This window comes from uncultured Amnibacterium sp. (assembly GCF_964250715.1).
GTDB lineage: Bacteria > Actinomycetota > Actinomycetes > Actinomycetales > Microbacteriaceae > Amnibacterium.
This window is the reverse complement of the sequence record NZ_CAXUGX010000003.1, coordinates 100,762-125,328: the sequence shown is the minus strand read 5'-3', so window position 1 is coordinate 125,328 and position 24,567 is coordinate 100,762. Positions and strand designations below refer to the sequence as shown.

The window sequence follows — 24,567 nt, the reverse complement described above, 5'->3', positions numbered from 1 at the left end:
CCGAGCGGGTCACCAGAAGGCGGGCGGGTGCCGGCGCGGCCAGTCGAAGCGGCGCTCCAGCTGGCGGGCGAGCGCGAACAGGGTCGCCTCACCGCCGGGGCGACCGATCAATTGGACACCCGTCGGGAAGCCCGCATCCGACTCCCCCACCGGCAGGGTGATCGCCGGCAGGCCGGCGACGTTGACGAACGATGAATACGGCGCCGCCTGCACCTGCCGGTCGAAGACCGTGTCGACACCCGCGTCGCCGTCCGCATCCGCGGTGTACCAGCCGACCGGCCGAAGCGGCAGCGCCAGGGCCGGGGTCAGCACCGCGTCGAAGGCCGCGAACGTCGCGATGGTGCGGCGCTCGAACGCGGCGGCCGCGGCGAGGGCGGCGACCACCCGCTCAGCAGCCAGCGCGCGGCCGCGCAGCACCAGCTCGCGCGTGTACGGCTCGAGCAGGTCGAGCTCGGCCGCGGAGTGCGCGGGGATGGTCGCGGCGGAGGCCTGCCACAGCACCCGGAAGAAGTCGGGGTAGTCCTCACCCTGCAGGCGCACGTTCTGCCGCCCGTGTCCCAGCGCGTCTACGGCGTCGGCGGCCCGGTCCACCGCGCGAGCGGCCGCGGGATCGAGCCGGATCGACACCGCGTCGTCCCAGACCGAGCCCTGCAGCACGCCGATCGAGAATCGGCCCTCGCCGCGGATGGCCGCGCCGAGAAACCCGGACTCGCCCGGCGCGACGAGCGCGGTGACCGGCGCAGGGGCCCGCCCGCCGGGCGCGACCAGCGCATCGAGCAGCATCGCAGCGTCGGCCACGGTCCGCGCGATCGGGCCGGCCGTCACCAGGCCGGCGAGCGAGCCGTGGCCGCCCTGAGCGGGCACCCTGCCCCGCGACGGCTTGACGCCGATCACGCCGCAGGTCGCGGCCGGGATGCGGATCGATCCGCCGCCGTCGGAGCCGACCGCGAACGGGACCAGACCCGCGGCGACCGCGGCGGCGGCACCGCCGCTGGACCCGCCGGCGCCGGTGCCGACATCCCAGGGATTGCGCGCCGCCGGCCGGCCGGCCGGCTCGGTGAAGCCGGTCAGGCCGAACTCCGGCGCCGTGGTCGCCCCCAGCACCACGGCGCCGGTGTCGTCGATCGCGGTCGTGATCGCGTCGGACACGGTCGCGGGCCGGCCGGCGAACAGCCGCGAGCCGGAACCCGACACGGTGCCGGCCCGGCGCGCCAGCTCCTTCTCCGCAATCGGAACACCGGAGAGCGGAGCGGCGCCCTGACCGTTCGCGTCGATGCGCCGAGCGGCATCACGAGCGGCGTCGGCATCCACTCGCGCGAACGCACCGATCCGCGGGCCGAGCCGCGCGATCCGCTCCAGGTGGTGCTCCGTCAGCTCGAGCGCGGTGACCTCGCGGCGGCGCACCCAGTCCCACTGCTCCTGCGCGGTCAGGTGGTGCAGCTGGAACGCCACGAGTCGATCCCCTACTTGAGCGACTTCTGCAGCAGCACCGTGCCGATCCAGTGCCCGAACTTGAACCCGACGTGGCCCATCCGCCCGGTGTCCTTGAAGCCGAAGCTGTGGTGCAGCGCGAGCGACGCCTCGGCCCCGGAGTCGGCGATGATCGCCAGCACCTCTTTCAACCCCGCCTGCTTGGCGGCGTCCAGCAGAGCACCGAGCAGCGCGTGGCCCAGCCCCTTGCCGGTGGACGCCGCCCGCAGGTAGATCGAGTTCTCGGCGGTGAAGCGGTAGGCGCGCTTCTGATTCCACGGCGCACAGAGCGCGTACCCGAGCACCTGCCCCGATGGCGACACCGCGACCAGGAACGGCAGCTTGAGGCGCATCAGGTAGGCGTACTTGGACTTCCATTCCGCAAGCGACATACGATCCTCGTCGAACGTGACGACGCTGTTGGTGACGTAGTGGTTGTAGATCTCGCGCACATCGGGCAGGTCGCGCGGCTGCGCGCTGCGGATCTCATAGGCGAACGGCGCCTCGGGCGGATCGAAGCGGCGCAGGTGGAACGGCTTGACGCGGCGTTCGGCGTACTCCTCTTCCAGCATGATGGCTCCTCCTCCAGCACGACGGGCGAGCTTACGCGGGCAGGCTCCAGTCGATCGGCTGCGCGCCCTGCTGCGTCAGCGACTCGTCGATGCGGCTGAAGGGGCGGGAGCCGAAGAAGCCGTTGCGTGCGGAGAGGGGGCTCGGATGCGCGGAGTGCAGTTGCGGGACGCCGACGAGCACCGGTGCCGCGGTCTGCGCCTGTTTGCCCCACAGCACCGCGACGAGGGGGCCGCCGCGATCGGCGAGCGCCTGCAGGGCCGCGGCGGTGACCGACTCCCAGCCCTGCTTGGCGTGCGAGCCCGCCTGGCCGGCCCGCACGGTCAGGCAGCGGTTGAGCAGCAGGACTCCGCGCTCGGTCCAGGCCGAGAGGTCGCCATGGGCTGCTGGAGCGAGCCCCAGGTCGCTGCGCCGCTCCGTGTAGATGTTCACGAGGCTGCGCGGCAGGGGCCGCACGTGTCGTTCCACCGCGAAGGCGAGCCCGATCGGATGGCCGGGGGTCGGGTAGGGGTCCTGGCCCAGGATCACGACCCGCACGTGATTCAACGGCGTGCGGAACGCGCGCAGTACGTCGGCGCGCGCCGGCAGCACGGTCTGGCCCGCCGCCTCCTCGGCGTCGAGGAACGCCTGCATGCGGAGCAGGTCGTCCTCGACCGGGGCGAGCGCCGCGGCCCAGCCGGGATCGATGCGGCCGGTCGAGGCGAGTTCGGCGAGTCCCGGCGCACTCACGAGGAGGGAGTCGTCCGCCCGACGGTCATGCAGGTCGGGCCGCGGAGGTCGTTCCACACGCGGTCATTCCGCGCGGGCTCCGGTGACCGGCGGCTCGGCGGACCACGGGAAGACGATCCAGCGGTCCGTCTCGCGCCACGAGAAGTCGGGCACGAACACCGTCTGGGGCTTCGTGTAGTAGCAGGCGGTGCGCACGTCGGCGCCCATGCGGCTGATGATGTCGACGGCCAGCTTGAGCGTCAGCCCGGATTGCGAGACGTCGTCGACCAGCAGCACGCGCCGTCCGGCCAGCGACTCCCCGTCCAGATGCGGCGCGAGCAGCAGCGGCTCGGGGAGGGTCTGGTCGACGCCGGTATACAGCTCGACGTTGATGGAGCCGCACCGCTTGACGCCCAGGGCGTAGGCGAGCGCACCGCCCACCAGCAGGCCGCCTCGGGCGATCGCGACCACGATCTCGGGGTCGAATCCGCTGGCGGTGATGTCGGTGGCCAGTTGCCGCGCGGCCGTGCCCACCTCGTCCCACCGAAGGATCTCCCTGGGCGGTACCGCCACCGCCTGCGCCTGCGTCGACTCGCTCGGGAGGGCCGTCACCGTCTGCTCGATGCTCACGGCCTCACGTTATCGGCAGGTGCCGACGGCCGGCTCGACGGCAGCCCGCCAGGAAGCCGGCTTCGCGGCGTCGGTGAAGACGGCGCCCTCAGCGCTCCCCGCCCAACTACGGAGATCCCAGCCGACACGCCGTGTTCGGGCCCGATTCATCCGTAGTTGAGCACGGTGCTCCGTACTTGGGCTGGTACTCCGTACTTGTGCGGGGTGCGCCGTAGGAGGGCCGGTGGGTGTGTCACGTCCACAGGGCGGGCGGCCAGCTTGACCGGCCACGCTGACCGGTGAAGGGGCGCCGGCCACCGGCGTCCGAGAGGAACACCGATGACCAGCACCGCGGAACGCACCACCGCCACCGACGACGACCTCGCGCTGATCGACCGGTACTGGCGCGCCGCCAACTACCTCTCCGTCGGGCAGATCTATCTGCTCGACAATCCCCTGATGCGGCAGCCGCTGGAGCCCGCCCACATCAAGCCGCGGCTGCTCGGCCACTGGGGCACCACGCCCGGGCTGAACCTGCTGTACTCGCACTGCAACCGGGTGATCCGCGAGCGCGACCTGGACGCGATCTTCGTCACCGGTCCGGGCCACGGCGGTCCGGCGGTGGTCGCGAACACCTACCTCGAAGGCACCTACACCGAGGTGTACCCGCGGATCGGCCGCAACACCGAGGGCATCCACCGGCTGTTCCGGCAGTTCTCGTTCCCCGGCGGCATCCCCTCCCACGCCGCTCCGGAGACGCCCGGCTCGATCAACGAGGGCGGCGAGCTGGGCTACTCCCTGATGCATGCCGCGGGCGCCGTGTTCGACAACCCGGACCTCGTCGCGTTCTGCGTGATCGGCGACGGCGAGGCCGAGACCGGGCCGCTCGCCACCAGCTGGCAGTCGGTCGCATTCCTCGACGCCGCGCGCGACGGCGCCGTGCTCCCGATCCTGCACCTGAACGGCTACAAGATCGCCAACCCCACGGTGCTGGCCCGCATGCCGGAGGAGCAGATGCTGTCCCTGCTGCGCGGCCACGGCTACGCCCCCGTGGTCGTCTCGGGCGACGATCCGGCCCTCGTGCACCGCGCGCTGGCCGACGCCCTCGACGGCGCCCTGGACGACCTGGCCGCCATGCAGCAGGCGGCGCGCGACGGCGGCGCTCCGCAGCATCCCGTGCCGTGGCCGATGCTCGTGCTGCGAACCCCCAAGGGCTGGACCGGGCCGAAGGTCGTCGACGGTCAGCAGATCGAGGGCACCTTCCGCGCCCACCAGGTGCCGCTCTCCGAGGTGCGCACCAACGAGAGCCACCTGCGGCAGTTGGAGCAGTGGCTGCAGAGCTACCACCCCGACGAGCTGTTCGACGACGAGGGCGCGCTCGTCCCCGAGCTGCAGGCGCTCGCCCCGCAGGGCGACCGCCGGATGGGCGCCAATCCGCACACCAACGGCGGCCTGCTGGTGCAGGACCTGGAGCTGCCCGACTTCCGCGACTACGCGGTCGACGTGCAGCAGCCCGGCACCACCTCCCACTCCGCCACCGGCGTGCTCGGGCAGTACCTGCGCGACGTGATGCGCCTGAATCCGGAGCGATTCCGCATCTTCGGCCCCGACGAGACCGCCTCCAACCGCCTCTCCGCCGTCTTCGAGGAGGCGAACCGCACGTGGGAGGCGCCCATCCTGGACACCGACGACCATCTGGCGCCGGACGGCCGGGTGATGGAGGTGCTGAGCGAGCACCTGTGCCAGGGCTGGCTGGAGGGTTACCTGCTGACCGGCCGCCACGGCCTGCTGAACTCGTACGAGGCATTCGCGCACATCGTCGACTCGATGGTCAACCAGCACGCCAAGTGGCTGCACGACATCAACCGAATCCCGTGGCGGGCGCCGATCGCCAGCTTGAACTACCTGCTCAGCAGCCATGTGTGGCGGCAGGACCACAACGGCTCCAGCCACCAGGACCCCGGCTTCATCGACCACGTGGTGAACAAGAAGGCCGAGATCGCGCGGGTGTACCTGCCGCCGGACGCGAACTGCCTGCTCAGCGTCGGCGACCACGTGCTGCGCAGCCGGCAGTACATAAACGTGATCGTGGCGGGCAAGCAGCCGCAGCTGGACTATCTGACGATGGAGCAGGCGATCGCACACTGCACGCGCGGGCTCGGCATCTGGGAGTGGGCGTCGACGACGAACAATGAGCCGGAGGTGGTGCTCGCCTGCGCGGGCGAGATCCCGACGCTGGAGACCCTGGCGGCGGCCGACATCCTGCGCCGCGCCCTGCCGGACCTGGCGGTGCGGGTCGTGAACGTGGTCGACCTGATGCGGCTGCAGAGCGACTCCGAGCATCCGCACGGCCTGCCGGACACCGAGTTCGACGCCGTCTTCACGCCCGACAAGCCGGTGATCTTCGCCTACCACGGCTACCCGAGCCTGGTCCACCGCCTGACGTACAAGCGGGCCAACCACGACCAGTTCCATGTGCACGGCTACATCGAGGAGGGCACGACCACCACGCCCTTCGACATGGTGATGATGAACGCGCTCGACCGGTTCGCGCTGGTCATCGACGTGATCGACCGCGTGCCGAGCCTGGGCACCCGGCACGCGGAGTTGCGGCAGCGCATGCAGGACGCGCGCCTGGCCGCCCGCCGCTACACCCGCGAGCACGGCGAGGACGACCCGGCGATCGCCGACTGGACCTGGCCGCACGGCCGCGCCTGACCCCGCGACGCGTCTGTTCAGATCCGAGGTGGAAAGGGTCCGTTGAGTCGGGCGGGACACTCGCACTGACCGGCCTAACCGTTACGCAAGTGCGAGTCGACTTTGGCTCGACTATCGTGTGCAATGATGTTGCACAGCTCAGAATAGAGACGCCTTCTCTTCTGAGTTCAGGTGAATCAGTTGACCCCGAGCAGGCCAGCAGTCTCGGAGCGGTATTACCAATTATCCACCGCGGTTTTGGTAGCGGAGGTAGATGGCTTGACGCGCACTAACACTCCAGGCAGGACAGCTGACCCTCGTCGTCAACGCATCGGACTCGTACGAAGCGTGGAGCTTTAGCCCTGACCTTGGAGAAAGGCTTGTCCGTCTGACCCGGGGTGCACTCAGTTACTGGCTTCCAAAGTGACCGTTGCTTCGGAAGCGAGCCTTCGAGAGCGACCACGTGCGCCGATAATGGATCTTATCGGCGCTCGCGTCGACCGTCCATTCCCTGGTATGTCGTTGGCCGCGCACAGTACACGACCCCCTTGCGTCTGATTTCCTGAGCCTCATCACATCGCAGTCGGTGGGTTTTCGGACTACCGCCCTCCTGAACTAGGATTCAGGCAACTACGAAAAGCTCAGCAGAGTCCGCCGCGCTCGAATCACCCAAGTCATCGATGGTAACTATCTTAGATCAATTCCGAGCAATGATTGCTTGCTGCAGGTCCGGCACGCTAGGTACATAGCTTCGACGGCTTCGCATGCGGAAGTCGCGCAAGCGAGGCAGCTTCGTAATGGGCGTTAAATCGTTATCGACAATTCGAGTAGATTCGTACAGGTAGAGAGACTCGAGCCGCCCAAGTCGCGCAATCGGCTGCAAGGAGGCAATGTCGCCACAGTCTCCCGCGTTCAAGAACGTCAGCGCTTCACAGCAAGCTATCGCCTCGAGCGTTTCTATGCGACGACATGATTCGAGTTGCAGCCGTTGCAAAGTTGGTGATGCGGTTCGCCTCAGTTCCGAAAGGTCTTCTAGATCTCGAGCGGAGTAGATGCCGAGATCTGTCAGCCATGGTAGGCGATCGAGGCCGGCCAGAGAGGCGACCGCGGGATGGTCCTTGAGAGCAAGACTTGACAGCGAGGTGAGAGCCCCGAGCGGTGTCAAATCGACCTCCTCGTATGAGAGCAGCAAGCATTTCTCGAGTTTTTCTGCCGAACCGATGGTTTGTCTTACCTGCCGCCACGAAGCGGCAAGAATACGAAGATGAGGCAGTCGACCCAGGTCGATCGGCGTTCGTTCGTCAGTCTCGACACTCAACTCCGTAAGAGTTGTTGCAAGCTCGTACACGGGATCGAGGTCAGACATCGTGCGAGCAAGAATCGTGAGGCGTCGTATTGGAAGTCCTTTAAGAAAGGACAAGTTTCGCTCCTGGAATCCTCTCGCATAGTTCAGGGTCAGCCCATCGGCAAGACCGTTGTGGAAGCATTGCGCCATCTGCGTTGTCCAGGGACCTGAGACAACCAGGTCCGAACCCTCGGGCACGGGCTCGAGTGAGTAGCTCAACGCGCGTACCCAGTAGGCAGTAGGTGGAAACGGCGAGGTCCGTACTTAATGACCGGGCCAGTCGGTCACTGGACCGAGGAGAGATCCAGGCCACTCCATTGTCGCCCGGGCTCGCGAACAGGGTCTCTCCGTTGAATAGGTTTTTCCGTTCGTCATTCCGTTGATTGGATTGGGGTGTTCACTCTTTGAGTTGTTGTAGCCGGAATAACTCAGGGGGTTTTTAGTACCTGCACGAGCCTTGCTCACAGGTTTTATCCTTGGTCCGTGCGTTTCATGGTGAAACGATCATGAAGGTCGGGGTCACCCAGAACGGCGTAAATCTCATAAGGGTTCTGTACTCTGAATAAGAGTCCTGATCCTAGGGCTCTCGGAGCACCTGCGAACTGTATGGTGATGAAGGGAACGTCGTCGTTCGAACGCTGGTGTCCTGTCACGGGGGATCCGATCGTCCATGTGCCCGGGGCGGTTATAGTGTGACGTGTTGCGGCTTTAGGAATGGGCTGCCCAGCGGTGACTGCATCCGGAATGCGCGTGACAACGCAACTGTGGTCAACCATAAGTATCATTTGGCTGTTGTATTCACCGCGCCAAGTTCCGACAAGCTGGCGCGTCTTCGGAATTGGCTGCTCCACGCATGAAGAAAGAGAAAATGCCACGAGGACGGGCATCGCTCCCATTAGGAATAGTCGGCGAGAACTCACCAGCGAATGCCCTCGGTCCAGGTGATAGTCTGATTTGTTGGCGAAAGTGGGCCTTTCTTGAAGAGCGAGTTCTCAAACCGCTCTACGTTGTGGTAGCCGGGAATAAGTCCATACAGTGGAAGATGAACTGAAGATGCAAAGTTAGAAGTGTTCGTCACCGTGAACCGAACATTTGCGCAATCACCTACCGCTGATTGAAGCGCTGTTGCCGTGACGCTATAGGCACCCAAAAGGTCACTGCTAGGTTGCCTGTTGTACCAAAGGTCGCGAGGGTCGAGTAATCCTTCACAAATTTTGCAGGTCCGTCAATGCCTCCGAGCTCGTACGACAAGTCGCCGGCGCTCGTGATGGCTTGTCCTGGTGTATATGCGTCCTTCTCAAGGGCTTCCCGAATCGCGTTCCGGTCCTGCCGGATTTGTTCGTGTTGACGAAGCTGTTCTGTGAAGGGGTCGCCCGCGTGGAACTCCTGATGCCTGGGCCCCGTACCCGTGAGCCACTGAAGCCCGAGCTCCCATGGACTCGTGTCGTTTCGTTTGTAAAGACCGGTTGGGTCGGTGGTATTGAGGGGGTTGTTGTTGCCGTAGGTGTAGGGCTGGTGGGTGGTCTCGAGGGCGGGGTCGACTTGCAGGAATTGGCCGGTGGCCGGGTCGTAGTCGCGGGCTCGGAGGTAGACCAGGTGCGTGTCGGGGTCGGTCCACGCACCGGTGTACTGCATCCGAGTGGTGGCGGTGCCGGTGTGGGTGGTGACGGTCCCGTACGCGTCGTATCGGTAGGCGCCGGTCGCGGTACCGGTGCTGTCGGTGATGAGTCGGGTGGAGCCAATCAAGTCGCCGTGCAGGTAGTCGATGGTGCCGGTGCTGTCGTCGATCTGAGCGATGGGCGCGTTGCCGGGACCGTAGAGGTAGGAGTGGGTGCCGTCGTCCAGGAGCAGGGGCAGGCTCCCGGCGGTGTCCCACACGAACCCGGTGGTGGTGCCGTCCTGGGTGCGGGCCTGGCGCAGGCCGTCGCCGTCGACGTCGTAGTCGACTGCGGGGGTACTGCCGGGCAGGGTGACGGTGGTGAGGTTCCCCGCCGGGTCGTACCCGTACCCGGTCGTCGCTGCGGGGCTCGACCCGTCCGCGGCGATCGTGGAGCTGGTGCGATCGCCGTTGCCGTCGGAGCTGTAGCTGGTCGCCGGCCCGGCGATAGGGGGCGACGGGAAGGAGGGGCCGCCAAGTTCAGTTAACGCAAGGTTCATTGTCGGCGTTTCTACAATACCTAGGACCTCGGCTCGTCTACAGGCCCGCCAAACCACTTAGAAACCTTTCAGCGTAGCCATGTCCCATCAGTCCATCGACAGGCATTTGCTCGGCTTCCCCCGGCTGTACTTCACGCTCGAGGACGACGGTATTTGGGTCGTCGTCTCTGTAGCAGACGAGAAATGATTTACCCGTAAGCTGCTCATATCGAACGAATTGAGTGTGTGACCATCGGTCGCGCTCCCAGGGCTTGATGGCTCCCGTGATGGGCCACGCACCGCTGGTGACGCCAAGGTGACCGACATGTGCGACAGCGTCAGCTTCTTGAGGCTGCAAGTTGGAGGGGTCAAACTCGGAGGAGAGGTACTGCGGCCGAGGGATATACAGGCGCATGAGTAACACGCCTCCTCGGTTGACGCGGCAAATCACGCCGAGGCCATGGCTTTGTTGACGAAGAGGGATCGTCACGATAGTTCCCTCTTGATACAGTCTGGTCACGTTCGTCGGCTCTTACTGCCCAAGATAGCGCCTTGCAGCTTGTTCATAGCTCTCTCGGTTGGGGTTTGTAGGCGAGACACCGCGAATCTTGTTGAGGCCGCCGTTCTCTTGTCCGGCTTGTGGGTTCTCGTCGTAGCCGCCACCGTGATGCTGCCCAGTACGCAGATCAAAGCCCTTGAGATCACATTCGCCTTCGAATCGGAACGGGCGCCCACCGAAATACCCTCTTCGACGGGATCCCTTCCTTATCACTGCTCGACCCGAGCCGCGACGCTCGTTCGCACGATGCAGTGGTTCTTCCCCTTCGGGCGCTGATAGCTGGAGCCGGCCTGCTCGAACGTGGTGCGGGTGGCGTTGTACAGGAACGACGCGGACACCTTTTTGCCCGAGGTGTCCTGGGGATAGCTCTCCACGGTTCCGCCACCGGTGGTCGGGATCAGATCGAGCGCACCCTCGACCGCGATCCGCGCGACGCCGCGGCGGCGGTAGAGGCGGTCGACGAAGACGCACGTGATTCGCCAGTCGGGGAAGGATGATCCCTCGGCTTCGACCTCCTTGCGGTGGGCGATACCGGGGAGCTCGTCCGGGCTGCCGTACTGAGCCCATCCGACGGCCTTCTCGCCGTCGAAAACGAGGGCTGCATGCGCGCGGCCGGTCTCGACCAGGTCGCGTTTGAAGGCGCGAGTACGTTCGGCGGATTGCTCCTGGCCGGCGACGGGTGCCGAATGCGTCGGCCGGTGGAACCAGGTGCACCAACAACCACCAAACCTACCGCCGTTGTGCCGTTCGACCAACTCGGCGAACGCGTCCCAGGTCTCGGTGCTCAACGCCCGGATCTCGTACGCGCTCTCGGAGTCGCTCACCTCGCCCGCCACCTCCATCTGATCGTCGCCGACGCTCCACGCGCTGCCCACTGCATCATCGACCTGGCTGTCGAGCGCACAGTCTTCGGACTCGATCGCTCGAAGACGCGCCATCTCTATCGGCACCCTGGGACGCGCGCCGGCACGCGGGAGCAAGAGACCTCGTGGCCTGGAGCCCCGTGCAGGGTCGAGCGCACGAGCGCACGAGCTCACCGCGGCCGTCCGCTTCCTTCACACCGCCCAGTCCTTCAACGGTCCGTGGCGAGCAGTCAGCCGAAACTGCTCGTTCACCCCGCATGCTCAGGGGCACGACGCGTGTCTACCTCACCGCGGCAGCCCGGCGAGCACGGACCGCCCGGGATGAGCCGTGAACCTTTTCTGCTCGGGGAGCCAATACGGGTGTGACTGCTGACAACGAAGTGATCCGGCGCTCGTGGGACAGCCCGCGGATGTTCGGAGAGCTCTTCACCCGCCACGGGCCGGTCGTACACGGCTATCTGAAGCGTCGTGCGGGCCCGGATGTGGCGGAGGAGGTGCTGTCGGAGACGTTCCTGACCGCGTTCCAGCAGCGCGCCACATTCGACACGACGTGGGAATCGGCCCGTCCCTGGCTGCTCGGGATCGCGACCCGGCTGTTGCACGCGCACGGCCGTCGGGAGGCCCGGCATCTGCGCGTCCAAGCGCGCGCGGCGGAGCGGGAGGACCACGACGGCGGCATAGCAAGGGCCGGCGAGCGGGCCGACGCGGTCACCGCCGTCGCCGCGATCCGGGACGCGATCGCCCGTCTCTCGGTCGCGGACCGCGACACCCTCCTGCTGCACGCGTGGGGCGACCTGAACCAGGAGCAGACCGCCGCAGCCCTGCAGGTTCCGCTGGGCACCGTGAAGTCCCGATTGAACCGAGCACGAAGAACGCTGCGCGCGTCCGTCGCCGCGAGCACGACCGATGAGAACACGACCGATGAGAAGGAGGCCCACCGTGGACGAGTTGACGTTGCTGCGGGAGCTTGACCAGGACTCCACCGTCCTCACCGACGGTGCGAAGAGCGACGACCGTGACGCGAGGGCGTTGCTGCGGGCGTCGGACGCCCTGGCGGCGGCGATCGATCGCGAGGAGGCCGGGCGTCGTCCGCAGCACCACGTGCGGCGCGGCAGCCGGTTCCGGCGAGCAGTGTGGGGAACCACTGTGACCGTCTGCGCGGTCGCGGCGGCGACCGGGCTGTTCTTCGGCGACGTGATCGGTGTGGCCGGGCTTCGGCCCGGTGCGACGGCGGAAGCCGCCGAGGTACTGCAGCGCTCCGCGATCGAGGCCATCAGGACCGCCGACCCGCAGGTCGGCCCGGACCAGTACCTGCGGGTCACCACCATCGAGGTGCAAACCGATCGGCAGGGCCGGTTCCGGTGGGCTGAGCGCAGCCGGCACGCCCTGTACCTGCGGGGTGGTCACGAATCCGGCTGGCAGTACGTCACCTGGCCGCAGACGCCGACCGACTTCGCCGACGCCGCCAGTGAACGGGCCGCGCTCCGCCAGCATCGAGCCGACCTCGCTGCCCGCGGCAGCACCCTCCCCCGGCTCTCCCACGCCGACCCCAGCCAGCCCGACTTCAACAGCGGGCTCGAGGAGATCCGTGCGTTGCCGGCCGATCCGCGGATGGCGCTCAACGCGATCTATCGCACCCACCTCGGCCAGGGCCCCACGCCCGACGAGGAGGCGTTCTACACGGTCGGCGACATGCTCCGCACTGCCCAGGTCCCGGCCGCGACCCGCGCGACGCTCTACCGTGCAGCAGCCCTCATCCCCGGCGTCCACATCACCGACCGTGCCACCACTCTCGACGGCCGGACCGGCGTCGCCATCGGCCGCTCGTACCCCAACGGCACGACCCGCGACGAACTCATCATCGACTCCACCACCGGCACCTTCATCGGGGAGGAGACCGTCATGACCCGGGCGTCTGGAGGCTACCCCGTGGGGGCGATCACCTACTCGGCCTCGATCACGACCGACGTCGTCGACTCCGGCCCGAACTTCCCCATCATTCCCCTCGGGGCCTCCGGATGATTCCGAGCACCTCCGCCACCATCCCCACAGCGATCGACCACACGCACACCTACTGGATCCCCATCACGATCCCCGAGGAGCCGGTCCAGTCCGCCGGCGAACCCGGAGGCTCCTTCGACCTGCTCGAACGTCCCCAGCGACCCTCTCGAGCGGCTGGACGAGAACCGTCCGACCCCCTCGGCATGGTGAGTGCTGATTGCTAGCATTCTGCAACATGAAAACGCTGTACCTGAGGAATGTGCCGGACGACGTGGTGGCCCGGCTTCAGGTGCTGGCGGACCGCGACGGCACCTCGGTCGGCGCCGTCGCGGTCCGAGAGTTGGCCGACGTCTCCCGCCGCGCAGGGAATCGCGCGCTGCTCGAGGCGCTTCCCGACCTGGGCGTCGACCCCGTCGAGATCATCGGGGACATCGAACGGGAACGCATCGACCGGTGATCGTCGTCGATGCCTCGACCGCCCTCTCCGGGCTGCTCGCCGCTGGGCCGGCGCGGCAGTGGCTCGCTTCGGAGCAACTCCATGCGCCGCACCTGATCGACTCCGAAGTCGCCAGCGGCCTGCGCCGTCGTGTCAGGGCACGCCTCCTCACCGCCGAACAGGGCTGGGCGACGCTCGACACCTGGCGCCGGATCGGGATCACGCGCTATCCCGTTCCCGGCCTCGTCGAGCGCATCTGGCAACTCCGCGACAACCTCTCCAGCTACGACGCCGGGTACGTCGCGCTGGCCGAGGCCCTCGAGTGCCCCCTCGTCACCGCCGATGCCCGAATCAGCGGTGCTCCCGGACTGCGCTGCTCGGTCACCGTCGTCCCCCGGTAGCCGGACGGCACCTTCGCCACCCCGGCGCGACCTGTCGACTACCGCGAAGCGGCACGACTGCTGCTCTGTACGGCTCGGACGGGGCGTCTCGTCAGGATCACCCGCGCAGGTGATGCCGCCTCCGCGTGCCCGGCCTACGTTGACCGACGAGCTCAACAGTGCAGTTGATCCCGAGGAGAACCACAATGCAGAGTCACGAGAATCGGGTGGCCGTCGTCACCGGCGCCGCAGGCGGGATCGGGCAGGAGGCCGCGGTCCGCTTGGCTGAGCGCGGCGCTCGACTCGTGCTCATCGACATCGCATCATGCGACGAAACAGTCGGCCTGCTCAACGCAGCAGATGTGCACGTCGAACAGTTCGACATCGGCGACAGCGAAGCCTGGCACGGGGTGGCCGACCGCGTGCGGGAGCGTTTCGGTCGGGTCGACATTCTGGTCAACAATGCGGGAATATACCCCAAGGCGACCTGGGACGACCTCACCTACGAGTTGTGGTCTCGAATACTCCGAGTGAATCTCGATTCGCAGTTTCTTGCCGCGAAGGCATTCGTGCCGTTCATGAAAGAGAACGGCTGGGGCGCGATCATCAACCTCACGTCGAACTCGATCTCCACCAACCTGCAGGGGATCGTGCCATACGCCGCGAGCAAGATGGGGATCATCGGCTTCACTCGCGGCCTGTCGAACGAATTAGGACAGTTCGGGATCACCGTCAACGCGATCGGTCCCGCGCTCACCCGAACCCCCGGCACGAGCGCCACGCCTGAGGAGTTCATGGAGAAGATCGCCGCCGGCCAGGCGATCAAACGTGTCGCCGTGCCATACGACATCGTCGGTCCCATTCTCTTTCTCAGCAGCGAAGACGGGCGATTCGTGACCGGACAGACCGTGATCGTCGACGGCGGCATGATGAAGAACTGATCACGCGAACGAGTCGATCCGTAGCAGAAAAGCAGTCAATCCAAACTAAGACCGGCGAATCGGCCGGTCACGCGATGCAAAGGTGCCCGCACATGAGTTCGTCCGCTCTTCCTTCCGTCCCACTGCTCTCGGGTGGCGCACTGGCCGACCCCACATCGGCAGCCGCCCCGAGCTGGGGAACCCCACAGCGGGGTCTCCTCTTCTTCATCGCACTCGCGGCGGTCGGCGGCGGGATGGCGCAACTGGTCCCTGCCGTTCTCACGCTGTCGATCAAGGCCAATGCGATCGATCCTGCGCATGCCACGACCGTGCTGTCGATCGCCTCGGCGATCGGTGCGGCGTTCTCCATCGTCGCGCTGCCCGCGTTCGGGCGGATCAGCGACCGCAGCCTGTCCCGGTTCGGGCGTCGCCGTCCCCTGCTGGTGACCTCGGCGATCCTCATGGCGCTGGGCGCCGTGCTGACACTGCTCGCCACATCGACACTCGTCCTGACCATCGCGTCGACGCTGACGATGGTCGGGTTCAGTGCGGGCGCGGTGGCCGTGACGGCGATCATCCCCGATCAACTCGCTCCGACCAGCCGCGGCCCTGCGTCGGCGATCGTCGGACTCAGTCTTCCGCTCGGTGCAGTACTCGGTCTGTTCATCGCGCAGGCCGTTTCGGGAATGCTGGCGGCGATGATCCTGCTCCCCGCCTCGGTGGGCGTGCTCGGAGCACTCGTCCTGGCCATCGTGCTGCATGACCGGCGTCAGAATGCCGCCGATCGGAGCCCATTCGGGGTGACGGCATTCTTCAGCACGTTCTGGGTCAGCCCACTGACCCATCCTTCGTTCGCCTCGGCCTGGATCAGCCGTATTCTCATCTTCTTCGGCGTCGGCTGCGTGCAGGCATACCAGGCCTTCTATCTGCTGCTGGTACTCCACTTCAGCGTCGCTGAAGTGCCAGGAGCGATCTTCCTCTCGATTCTCGTCCTCACCGGAACCGCACTCGTCTTCGCGCCGATCGCCGCAAAGATCTCGGACCGGGTGAAGCGACGCAAACCCTTCGTCGTCGCGGCAGCCGTGATCTTCGCAACAGGTCTCATCCTGGTGGCCACGGCGACGTCGTACCCGTCGTTCCTGCTCGCGATGGCGGTCGTCGGATTCGGTCAGGGGATCTACTTCGCGGTGGACCTCGCGCTGATCACGCAGATTCTGCCCGACCCGCAGAACCCGGCGAAAGACCTCGGCATCATGAATCTCGCGACCGTTCTGCCGGCTGCCGTCGTGCCCGCCATCGCGCCCGCGGTCTTGGCGATCGGAGCGTCCGCTGCCACCCCGCAGAACTTCCCGGCGCTCTTCATCCTCGGTGCCGTCGCAGGCCTGGTCGGCGCCGCATTCATCCTTCCGATCAAGGGCGTCAGATAGCGCCGGCATCCGCCGGCCGCCGCCCGGATCAGCGGCGCCCCCCGGAGTCACTGATCGGTCCGGGAGGATGGACCCGTGTCCACCGTGCGGCGTTTCGACCATGTCGGCATCACGGTCGCAGACCTCGGCGCGATGACGGCGTTCTTCGTCGGGCTCGGCTTCGAGGTCGAGGGCGAGCGGATGTTCATGGAGGGCGAGTTCCTGGACACGGTCATCGGTATCCCGGACTCCCGCACCCAGATCGTCATGCTCAGGCCGCCCGACGGAGGGACCCGGCTGGAACTCTCCACCTTCGTCCGGCCCGACCACCAGCCCGGATCGCCCTCCGCGATGGCCACCGAGCTGGGCCTGCGCAACGTGGCCTTCGAGGTCGACGACCTGCAGGCGGCGATCGACCGGCTGGCCGCGGACGGCTACGGGCTGGTCGGCGGCATCGGCGAGTACGAACAGCTGTGGCGCATGGCCTACGTGCGCGGTCCGGAGGGGATCATCGTGTCCCTGGCCGAGCGGATCGGTTGACATGCCTCCCGGAGAACCGGACGGTTCCCCCTCCGGCACGATGGGGAGCGTGCTGATCCTTCGGGGCGCGAGCCTGGCCGTCGCCCTGCTGATCGAGCTGGCGTTGCTGGCGGCGCTGGCCATCGTGGCCGCCCGGCTGGAGGCGCCGGTCGCGGTGCGGGTGCTCGTCGCGATCGCGCTGCCCGCCGCCGTGCTGGTGGTGTGGGGGGCGTTCTTCGCGCCGAGGGCAGCGCGTCGGCTGGATCCGGGGCCGCGGCTGGTGCTGGAGTGCGTGCTCTTCGGCCTGGGTGCCGTCGCGCTCGCCGTGAGCGGGCTGCCGGCGGTCGCGGTCGTGTTCGCCGTGATCGTCGCCGCGAGCCTCGGCGGCAGGATCGCCCTGCGCCAGTTCTGAGCGTTGCGTCGGGCAGCGGGGTCTGACCCGGTTCGAGTCATCTGTCCATGCGCGCGCGTGGGCAGGAGTCGCGGATCTGGGCAGTCGGGTCGGCGGTGCCGGACAGCCGCCGCTCAGGAGTCCTTGACGCGGAGGGGGCCCTTCACGAGCTTGGCGGGTGCGGCCTGCGCGACCGGCTTGATGGTGACCAGGTCCAGGTTCACGTGCGCGGGCAGCTCGACGGCGTGCACGATCGACTCCGCCACGTCGTCGGGGCTGAGCGGATCGGGGACGTCCGCGTAGACGGCGTCGGCGCGGTCGCGGTCGCCGCCGAACCGGTTCAGCGAGAACTCCTCGCTGTGCACCAGTCCGGGCGCCACCTCGATCACCCGGATCGGCTCGCCCGCCAATTCCAGTCGCAGCACCGCGACCAGTGCCGCCTCCGCGAACTTGGCGGCGTTGTACCCGCCGCCGCCCTCGTACGGCACGTGGCCGGCGATGGAGGTGATGGTCACGATGTCGGCGACGCCGCCGGACCGGGCGCCGTCGCGCAGCAGCGGCAGCAGTGCGCTCGTGACCAGTTTGGTCGCGATCACGTTCGCCTCGAACATCCACCGCCAGTCGTCGGCGCTGCCCGCCTCGACCGAGTCCAGGCCGCGCGCTCCCCCGGCGTTGTTGACGAGCGCCGTCAGCGGGCCGCCGGCGGCCACCTCGTCGACCAGGCGGGCGACGTCCGCGTCGATCGTCAGGTCGGCGACGACGAAGTCGCAGCCGGTCTCGGCGGCGAGCGCGGCGAGCCGCTGCTGCCGCCGGGCTACGGCGACCACCTGCCAGCCGTGGTCGCGGAACCGGCGCACCGTGGCCGCTCCGATGCCCGTGCTCGCTCCGGTGACGACGACGCGTCGATCGCGCATGGTGCCCTCCTCCGCATGAGGGTCGACAGTCAACCAGCCGACGACGGGACGCGACCGCCGAAGCCGCCCGCCCGAACCTCGCCGGGGCCCGACCGCGCCAGGGTTACGCGGTGTTGCGGCCGCCATTGTCCGTCGGACTGGACGCTCCTACCGTCGCCCCATGACCTCCGACTGGAAATTCGAGACCGAGCAGATCCACGCGGGCGCAGCGCCCGACCCGGTGACCAACGCCCGCGCGACGCCCATCTACAAGACGACCTCGTACGTCTTCAACTCCGCCGAGCACGCGAAGAACCTGTTCGCGCTGGCCGAGTTCGGCAACATCTACAACCGCATCCAGAACCCCACGCAGGCCGTGGTGGAGGAGCGGCTCGCGGCGCTGGAAGGCGGGACCGCGGCGCTGCTACTCGCCTCCGGCCAGGCGGCCGAGACGTACGCGGTGCTGAACATAGCGAAGGCCGGCGACCACATCGTCTCCTCCAGCAGCATCTACGGCGGCACATACAACCTGTTCAAGTACTCGCTCGCGAAGCTGGGCATCGAGACCACCTTCGTCACCGACCAGGACGACCCGGAGGCGTGGCGCGCGGCGGTGCAGCCGAACACCAAGCTGTTCTTCGCCGAGACGATCGGCAACCCGCAGATCAACATCCTGGACATCGAGGCCGTCGCCGGCGTCGCGCACGAGCACGGCGTGCCGCTGATCGTCGACAACACGATCGCGACGCCGTATCTGATCCGGCCCTTCGAGCACGGCGCCGACATCGTGGTGCACTCCGCGACCAAGTTCCTGGGCGGTCATGGCATCGTCGTCGCCGGCGCGATCGTGGACGGCGGCAAGTTCGAGTGGTCCAAGAACGTGGAGAAGTTCCCCGACCTGACCGAGCCCGACCCCTCCTACCACGGCGCCAGCTATACCACCGCGGTCGGCGACGGCATCGCCTACATCATCAAGGCGCGGGTGCAGCTGCTGCGCGACCTGGGGGCCGCGGTCTCGCCCGACACGGCGTTCGCGCTCATCCAGGGCATCGAGACGCTGTCGCTGCGCATCGAGCGGCACGTGCAGAACGCGCAGGAGATCGCGGAGTGGCTGGAGGCGCACGAGGACGTCGCCAGCGTCAACTACGCGGGCCTGCCGTCCAGCCCCTGGTATGCGGCGGCGAACCGCTACGCGCCGAAGGGTGTGGGTGCGGTGGTCAGCTTCGAGCTGAAGGGCGGCGTCGACGCCGGCCGCCGGTTCGTGGAGAGCCTGACGCTGTTCAGCCACCTGGCGAACATCGGCGACGTGCGGTCGCTCGTGATCCACCCGGCGTCGACGACGCATTCGCAGCTGACTCCGGAGCAGCAGCTGACCACGGGCGTGACGCCCGGCCTGGTGCGCCTGTCGGTGGGCCTGGAGCACGTGGACGACCTGAAAGCCGACCTGGAGTCGGGCCTGGCCGCCGCGCGGGCCTTCCAGTCGGTCACGGCCTGACCGCCCGCTTCGCCGGCTGCGTTCGTCACAGTGGGCCGCGACTCCGATCGCGCGGTCGATACTGAGCGAACCATGCCGCCGCTCCCGAACCCCGCCCACCCCCTCCGGCAGCACCTCCACCTTCCCCTTCGCGCGGTACTTGTGGCCGGCCGCGGTACGCATACCTACCGCGCGAAGGCACAGGTACCGCGCGGAGGAGATGTGGGCGCCCCTGAGCCCACGCTGACGTTGGGAACGACGGGCCGGGTCGCAACGCGCGCCCAGGTGGACTACTCAACCCACATCCGGCGCCTGACCTCGGAAACGGGAGGCCGGGTCGCAACGCGTGCCCAGGCGGATTACCTGACCGAGGCCCGGCAGCCGACCTCGGGAACGGGAGGCTGGGCCCCCGCGCGGGCCCAGCCGGACTGCCCACGACTCACGCCGCAGCAGCGGCGACGTGACAAATAAATGGATTGGCAGACCTCGGAGGATTCGCAGGCGGCGCGGTGGATCTCGGATGCGGATGTGTCGTCACTCGCGGGTCTGCCGCCCGCGACGGGGGCGTGGCGGGACGGGGATCCGATCGGCCGGCGGCGGTTCGCGGGGATCGGCCCGCTGACGCTGGAGAGCGGCGTCGTGCTGCCGGCGGTGCGGATCGCGTACGAGACGTGGGGTGAGCGGGCGAAGGACGGTCGGAACGCCGTCCTGGTGCTGCATGCGCTGACCGGCGACGCGCATCTGACGGGTCCGGCGGGGCCGGGGCATCCGACGGCCGGCTGGTGGGAGGGGATGGTCGGGCCGGGTGCGCCGATCGACACGGACCGGTGGTACGTGGTCGCGCCGAACATCCTGGGCGGCTGTCAGGGCACGACCGGGCCGGCGTCGCTCGGGCCGGGACTCGCGGAGTGGGGTGGGCGCTTCCCCTACCTGACGCTGCGCGATCAGGTGTCGGCGCAGGTGGCGTTCACGGATGCGCTCGGCATCCAGAGGTGGGCCGCCGTGCTCGGCGGTTCGATGGGCGGCATGCACGCCCTGGAGTGGGCGATCGGCTCGCCGGAGCGGGTGGAGCGCATCGGCGTGCTGGCGGCGCCCGCGTCGTCGAGCGCGGACCAGATCGCGTTGAACTCGGTGCAGACCGAGGCGGTGCGGGCGGATCCGCGGTTCCGCGGCGGCGACTACTACGGAGCGACGGCCGGCGACGGACCCCATCGCGGCCTGGCGCTCGCGCGGCGGATGGCGCTGCTCAACTACCGCAGTGCCGGCGAGCTGAACGCCCGCTTCGCGCGGTCGTGGCAGAGCGGTATCTCGCCCCTGGGCGACGACGGGCGGTTCGCGGTGGAGTCGTACCTCGACTTCCACGGGAACCGCTTCACCCGCCGGTTCGACGCGAACAGCTATGTGCGGCTGGTCGACGCCATGAGTTCGCACGACGTGGGCCGCGACCGCGGTGGGGTCGCGACGGCCCTCGGCACGGTGACGGCGCCGATGCTGGTGCTGGGCATCGACTCCGACCGCCTCTATCCGGTGGCGGACCAGGAACTGATCGCGGCGGCCGTGCCCTCCGCGATCGACGGGCCGGCCCCGGTCGTGCTGCGCTCGGACTACGGCCACGACGGATTCCTGATCGAACGCGCCGCCGTGGGCGCACAGATCGCACGGCTGCTCGCCGTCTGAGTCGCTGCAGCGGCGGTGGCGCGTCGTCGGCGCCGCCTCGGCCAAACCTTCAACCTGAGGCGCCGAACCTTCAACCTCACCCGGCGCGGCACCCCCTCTCCGGGGCACACCGTATGGAACCATGACGACTCGCGCGGGCAGTCGCCGGCGTCGCCGCCTTCCGCCCATCGGACTCAATGGACCGTATCCTCCGCCAGCGCGACCGCCTGCTGCAGGTCAGCGCGCGCCTGATCGGCCTGACCTCCACGGCGGTGGCGCTGCTGCTGCTCGCCCTGCCGGGCGTGCTGCCGACCGGGTTGCTGCTGCTCACGCTGCCGCTGTTCGCGGCGCTCGCGGGGGCGCAGTTCCGGATGGGGATGACGAAGGCGCTCGCCTGGCCGGTCGTCATCGTGGGGGTGGGCCTCGCCCTGCTGATCCTGCTGCGCCTGGAGGGCGGCGGCGTGTTCGGCGGGTGGCCGGGTGCGGCGCCAAGCAGCGCGGCGATGGTCGGCATCGCCGACGCGATGCAGGTCCTGGCGGCCGGCGCGATCGGGTCGGCGAGCATCCTGCTCACGATCAACCTCGGCCGCATGCTGCTGCTGCTCGGGATGTTCGGGCTCACCCTGATCGTGGTGGTGTCGGTGTTCGCGGGCGACCCCGGCGAGTTGACGGTGCAGGTGCTGTCGACCATCGCCGGGTGGGCCGGTCTGGTTGCGATCGGCTCGGTGCTCTCGGCCGGCCTGCTGCAGGCGGCGCGGCGCATCTCCAGCATCGGCCGCGCCCACCGCAACGAGCGGCACGCCAGCGAGACGGAGGCACAGCGCCGGCAGGGCGCGCGACTGCTGCACGACACGGTGCTGGCCACCCTGACACTGCTCGCCCACTCCGGGGTCGGCGTCGCGACCGGCGCACTGCGGAGCCAGGCCGGCGACGACGCGCGCCTGCTGCGCCAGCTGCGCCTCTCCGCGGTCCCGATGGGCAGTGCGACGGGCGGAGCGACGGGAGGCGCCCCCGTCGCCGAGATCGAACGCGACCAGGCGCCGGCGATCGACCCGCTGGAGTCGGTGAAGACCCGCTTCTCCCGATTGGGCCTCGACGTCAGCTGGCACGGCGCCGGCACGGTGCGGCTCTCCGGGCGCCGCGAGGACGCCTTTCTGGGCGCGCTGTCGGAGTGCCTGGAGAACGTGCGCCGCCACTCCGGGGTCGGCGAGGCGCACGTGACCGTCACCGACGACACCACCATGGTGCGGGCGCTCGTGACGGACAACGGCATCGGCTTCGATCCGTCTGCGGTGGCGTCCGGCCGCCTGGGCTACGAGGAGTCGGTGGTGGGCCGGCTGCGGGAGGTGGGCGGCAACGCCCGCGTGTTCTCGGCGCAGGGCTCCGGCACCACCGTCGTGCTGGAGGTACCGCGGTGACCGTCGCGGAACACGCGCCGAACACCGGTCCCACCCGCGTGCAGCACCGGCACCTGGGCCTCGCGGATGCCCCCGTGCGGCGCGGCCTCGTGCCGCTGCGACTTCCCGGCGAGCACGGACCGGTCACGGTCTCCAGCCTGGGTACCGGCTTCCTCGGCCTGGCCGCAACCAGCCTGGCCGTGCTGCTGCTGTTGTTCGACGTGGTGCACTTCGCCCTGGAGTTCCGCGGCTACCCCTCGGCCGGACCGGCGGTGCTCGCCTCCGCCGCGTGGCTGCTGCTCGCGGGCCTGCTGGTCGCACTGGCACTGGCGTCGCGCGCCGCCGGCGACAAGCTGTCGCCGCTCACCGGCTCCCTGCTGCTCGCCGGCCTGGCCGTGGTCGTCGCGCTCGACATCGCGGCGGTGCTGCCCCGCGGCGACCTGGGCCGCGACCTGACCGCCGCCCCCGCGGTCGGCCTGGTGCTGCTGGCGATGGTCGGGGTGCGCTCCGCGCGCAGCGTCATGGTCGCCGGCAGCGTGCTCGGCGTCGTGATCGTCGTGGGCGGATTCGCATCCTGGGTCGGCCGCGCGATCCCGCCGGTCGGGCTGGAGTCGCTGGCCTCCACCGCCTGCCGCGCCGCGCTGCCACCGATCGTCGCCGCCGTGATCGTCGCCGTCTTCCGTCGCATCGTCGCCCGCGAGCTGGAGCGCACCCTGGTGCAGTCCACGGTCTCCGCGCCCCGCTACGCGGTCGGCATGCTGGCCTCGGAGGAGCTGGCCCGCCTCGACCTGGCCGCCGAGCAGCTGCTGGACGACGTGGCCACCGGGCGCAGCCGGCTGCCGCTGAACCCCGCCTCCGCCCAGGCGGCCGCGTCGCTCGCAACCGAGCTGCGCCTGCACCTGATCGAGGGCCGGCGGCAGACCTGGCTGTACCACGCGATCAGCGAGTCCGACGTGCTGGGGCGCCTGGTCTCCCTCTCCGACCCCGACTCCGTCGCCGGGCTGCTCGACGCCCGCCAGCGCGACGGGCTGCTGCAGACGGTCTGGCTGCTGCTCGGCGACAGCCCCGACCGGTCCAGGCGCAGCGCGACCCGGGTGACGATCGAGGTGACGGTGGGCTCGGCGCAGCCGGTCGGCGGCGACGCAGAGAAGCGGATGCACATCCCGATCACCCTGACGACCACCGGAATACCGCGGAACCGGGTGGACCCGGGCACCTGGAACGCGGTGCGCAAGGTGGGGAGCTACACCGACCTGCAGCGCGGCGGCAGCCTCGCGCTCTCGATCGACTGCACGGTGGAGCGCCCAGTGGAGTGGTGACGCGTCGAGTGGTGACGCGTCGGGCAGTGCGGCTCGGGTCGTGACCGCGCGGGGGACAGTCGATCCGCGACACGGGGGCCGTGTCGAACAGAATTCTGTCCCCCGCGTGCGACAGTGACCCCCGTGACCGATCTGTCCACCCGCACCCCAATCCGACTCGCCCTGGTCGACGACCACCGCATGCTGCTCGGCGCCCTGACCGAGTGGATCCGCAACGCTGCGGACGACATCCAGCTCGTGGCGGCCGTCACCACGTTCCCGGAACTGCTGTCCCATCCGGGCTTCCCGGTGGACGTGGTCCTGCTCGACCTGGATCTGAAGGACAACACCCCGGTGTCGCTGAAGCTCGCTCAGCTGAAGCAGACCGGTGTGTCCACCGTGCTGATGAGTACCTACTCCGAGCCGGGCATCGTCCGTGAGGCGCTCGCCTCCGGGGCGCTCGGCTACCTCGTGAAGAGCGAGGACCCGGGGATGATCGTCGACGCGATCCGCTCCGCGAACCGGGGCGAGTCGTACATCTCCGCCGAACTGGACCTGGCGATCAACTCCGGCGACGTCGGCGGTTCGCCGAAGCTGTCGGCGCAGGAGCGGCGAGTGATGGCGCTCTACGGCGGCGGGGAGCCCGTCAAGACGGTCGCGTACGAGCTGGGCATCTCGGAGGAGACGGCCAAGTCGTACCTGAAGCGCATCCGGGAGAAGTACCGCGTGGCCGGCTTCGACGTGGGCACCAAGGTGGCGCTGCGCAAGCGCGCGATCCAGGACGGCATCCTGCTGCAGACCGACTGAGCCGGGGAGCCGACCGGACGAGCGCCGGCCCA

22 protein-coding genes are annotated in these 24,567 nt (G+C 68.5%); 14 read left to right on the top strand and 8 right to left on the bottom strand.

Going from position 1 to position 24,567, the window contains the following annotated elements; genetic code table 11:
* Nucleotides 1-9 precede the first annotated feature (9 nt).
* The 4 genes from ACFE7H_RS04685 to ACFE7H_RS04670 form a co-directional block, all read right to left on the bottom strand.
* On the bottom strand, nucleotides 10-1,452 hold the full coding sequence (locus ACFE7H_RS04685) for an amidase (protein WP_375400057.1): 1,443 nt from the start codon (nucleotides 1,450-1,452) through the stop codon (nucleotides 10-12).
* Between the two features lie 11 nt (nucleotides 1,453-1,463).
* Nucleotides 1,464-2,042 carry a GNAT family N-acetyltransferase gene (locus ACFE7H_RS04680; protein WP_375400056.1) on the bottom strand — a complete coding sequence of 193 codons (579 nt, stop codon included), beginning with the start codon at nucleotides 2,040-2,042 and terminating at the stop codon, nucleotides 1,464-1,466.
* A gap of 31 nt (nucleotides 2,043-2,073) precedes the next feature.
* Complete coding sequence (locus ACFE7H_RS04675; RefSeq protein WP_375400055.1) at nucleotides 2,074-2,769, bottom strand: uracil-DNA glycosylase; 696 nt, start codon at nucleotides 2,767-2,769, stop codon at nucleotides 2,074-2,076.
* 63 nt (nucleotides 2,770-2,832) lie between these two features.
* The gene (locus ACFE7H_RS04670) at nucleotides 2,833-3,360 is read right to left on the bottom strand and encodes a phosphoribosyltransferase (protein ID WP_375400164.1); all 528 of its coding nucleotides are present in this window, start codon (nucleotides 3,358-3,360) and stop codon (nucleotides 2,833-2,835) included.
* Between the two features lie 336 nt (nucleotides 3,361-3,696).
* Here ACFE7H_RS04670 and ACFE7H_RS04665 point away from each other — a divergent pair, with 336 nt between their 5' ends.
* Complete coding sequence (locus ACFE7H_RS04665) at nucleotides 3,697-6,075, top strand: phosphoketolase (RefSeq protein ID WP_375400054.1); 2,379 nt, start codon at nucleotides 3,697-3,699, stop codon at nucleotides 6,073-6,075.
* A gap of 676 nt (nucleotides 6,076-6,751) precedes the next feature.
* Here ACFE7H_RS04665 and ACFE7H_RS04660 read toward each other — a convergent pair.
* The 3 genes from ACFE7H_RS04660 to ACFE7H_RS04650 form a co-directional block, all read right to left on the bottom strand.
* Nucleotides 6,752-7,597 (bottom strand): hypothetical protein, encoded by an 846-nt coding sequence (locus tag ACFE7H_RS04660; protein ID WP_375400053.1) that lies wholly within the window; start codon nucleotides 7,595-7,597, stop codon nucleotides 6,752-6,754.
* 906 nt (nucleotides 7,598-8,503) lie between these two features.
* A complete protein-coding gene (locus ACFE7H_RS04655; protein ID WP_375400052.1) occupies nucleotides 8,504-9,556 on the bottom strand; it encodes an RHS repeat-associated core domain-containing protein in 1,053 nt (350 codons plus the stop codon).
* A gap of 747 nt (nucleotides 9,557-10,303) precedes the next feature.
* Complete coding sequence (locus ACFE7H_RS04650) at nucleotides 10,304-11,032, bottom strand: GNAT family N-acetyltransferase (protein ID WP_375400051.1); 729 nt, start codon at nucleotides 11,030-11,032, stop codon at nucleotides 10,304-10,306.
* 287 nt (nucleotides 11,033-11,319) lie between these two features.
* Here ACFE7H_RS04650 and ACFE7H_RS04645 point away from each other — a divergent pair, with 287 nt between their 5' ends.
* The 8 genes from ACFE7H_RS04645 to ACFE7H_RS04610 all read left to right on the top strand — a co-directional run bounded on the left by ACFE7H_RS04645 (nucleotide 11,320) and on the right by ACFE7H_RS04610 (nucleotide 17,031).
* Nucleotides 11,320-11,928, top strand: coding sequence for an RNA polymerase sigma factor (locus tag ACFE7H_RS04645; protein ID WP_375400050.1), 609 nt, complete (start codon nucleotides 11,320-11,322; stop codon nucleotides 11,926-11,928).
* Nucleotides 11,897-12,979 (top strand): CU044_5270 family protein, encoded by a 1,083-nt coding sequence (locus tag ACFE7H_RS04640; protein WP_375400049.1) that lies wholly within the window; start codon nucleotides 11,897-11,899, stop codon nucleotides 12,977-12,979. Before ACFE7H_RS04645 ends, ACFE7H_RS04640 begins: the two co-directional genes overlap by 32 nt.
* Nucleotides 12,980-13,193: 214 nt before the next feature.
* Complete coding sequence (locus ACFE7H_RS04635) at nucleotides 13,194-13,415, top strand: hypothetical protein (protein WP_375400048.1); 222 nt, start codon at nucleotides 13,194-13,196, stop codon at nucleotides 13,413-13,415.
* A complete protein-coding gene (locus ACFE7H_RS04630) occupies nucleotides 13,412-13,795 on the top strand; it encodes a type II toxin-antitoxin system VapC family toxin (RefSeq protein ID WP_375400047.1) in 384 nt (127 codons plus the stop codon). The genes ACFE7H_RS04635 and ACFE7H_RS04630 overlap by 4 nt, the downstream gene beginning before the upstream one ends.
* A 206-nt stretch (nucleotides 13,796-14,001) precedes the next feature.
* On the top strand, nucleotides 14,002-14,715 hold the full coding sequence (locus tag ACFE7H_RS04625) for an SDR family NAD(P)-dependent oxidoreductase (RefSeq protein WP_375400046.1): 714 nt from the start codon (nucleotides 14,002-14,004) through the stop codon (nucleotides 14,713-14,715).
* 92 nt (nucleotides 14,716-14,807) lie between these two features.
* Nucleotides 14,808-16,121 carry an MFS transporter gene (locus ACFE7H_RS04620; protein WP_375400045.1) on the top strand — a complete coding sequence of 438 codons (1,314 nt, stop codon included), beginning with the start codon at nucleotides 14,808-14,810 and terminating at the stop codon, nucleotides 16,119-16,121.
* Between the two features lie 75 nt (nucleotides 16,122-16,196).
* Nucleotides 16,197-16,640 carry a VOC family protein gene (locus ACFE7H_RS04615; RefSeq protein ID WP_375400044.1) on the top strand — a complete coding sequence of 148 codons (444 nt, stop codon included), beginning with the start codon at nucleotides 16,197-16,199 and terminating at the stop codon, nucleotides 16,638-16,640.
* A gap of 49 nt (nucleotides 16,641-16,689) precedes the next feature.
* Entirely contained in the window at nucleotides 16,690-17,031 is a 342-nt protein-coding gene (locus ACFE7H_RS04610; RefSeq protein WP_375400043.1) for a YrdB family protein, read from the top strand.
* 113 nt (nucleotides 17,032-17,144) lie between these two features.
* Here ACFE7H_RS04610 and ACFE7H_RS04605 read toward each other — a convergent pair whose 3' ends face one another.
* Complete coding sequence (locus ACFE7H_RS04605; protein WP_375400042.1) at nucleotides 17,145-17,924, bottom strand: SDR family oxidoreductase; 780 nt, start codon at nucleotides 17,922-17,924, stop codon at nucleotides 17,145-17,147.
* Between the two features lie 160 nt (nucleotides 17,925-18,084).
* Here ACFE7H_RS04605 and ACFE7H_RS04600 point away from each other — a divergent pair, with 160 nt between their 5' ends.
* From ACFE7H_RS04600 to ACFE7H_RS04580, 5 genes are all read left to right on the top strand, one after another.
* Nucleotides 18,085-19,398, top strand: coding sequence for a bifunctional o-acetylhomoserine/o-acetylserine sulfhydrylase (locus ACFE7H_RS04600; protein WP_375400041.1), 1,314 nt, complete (start codon nucleotides 18,085-18,087; stop codon nucleotides 19,396-19,398).
* Between the two features lie 450 nt (nucleotides 19,399-19,848).
* A complete protein-coding gene (locus tag ACFE7H_RS04595) occupies nucleotides 19,849-21,054 on the top strand; it encodes a homoserine O-acetyltransferase (protein ID WP_375400040.1) in 1,206 nt (401 codons plus the stop codon).
* Nucleotides 21,055-21,230: 176 nt separating this feature from the next.
* The gene (locus tag ACFE7H_RS04590; RefSeq protein WP_375400039.1) at nucleotides 21,231-22,451 is read left to right on the top strand and encodes a sensor histidine kinase; all 1,221 of its coding nucleotides are present in this window, start codon (nucleotides 21,231-21,233) and stop codon (nucleotides 22,449-22,451) included.
* Complete coding sequence (locus ACFE7H_RS04585) at nucleotides 22,448-23,749, top strand: hypothetical protein (protein WP_375400038.1); 1,302 nt, start codon at nucleotides 22,448-22,450, stop codon at nucleotides 23,747-23,749. The genes ACFE7H_RS04590 and ACFE7H_RS04585 overlap by 4 nt, the downstream gene beginning before the upstream one ends.
* A gap of 132 nt (nucleotides 23,750-23,881) precedes the next feature.
* Nucleotides 23,882-24,535 (top strand): response regulator, encoded by a 654-nt coding sequence (locus ACFE7H_RS04580; RefSeq protein WP_375400163.1) that lies wholly within the window; start codon nucleotides 23,882-23,884, stop codon nucleotides 24,533-24,535.
* Nucleotides 24,536-24,567: the final 32 nt, after the last annotated feature.